We start from the raw sequence: 229 nt of genomic DNA on the forward strand, positions 1-229 counted from the left end.
AGGTCTTGCGGTAAAAACGTCAGCCCAAAAATGGTGAAGTGCTGGTTCATTAAATCGAATAACACCGCTTGCTGGCCATTGTAATTAATCCAAGGAAGTAACATAAAGGCCAACATTCCTACCAGACCAATACGTTGACGTAACAATTGATGGAGACCTGTTACAGCGCGAACGTAAATGCGGTTACGGGGATTAAATCGATCGCTTTGCGCCGCACTGGGCTTTTCGA

1 pseudogene is annotated in these 229 nt (G+C 45.4%); it reads right to left on the reverse strand.

The annotated features are described in order from the left end of the window. Nucleotides 1–229: pseudogene (locus CWC14_RS19055) on the reverse strand (cytochrome c oxidase accessory protein CcoG); the annotation flags it as partial.

The sequence above is a fragment of the Pseudoalteromonas sp. S3260 genome (genome assembly GCF_005886925.1).
In the GTDB taxonomy this organism is placed as follows: domain Bacteria; phylum Pseudomonadota; class Gammaproteobacteria; order Enterobacterales; family Alteromonadaceae; genus Pseudoalteromonas; species Pseudoalteromonas tetraodonis.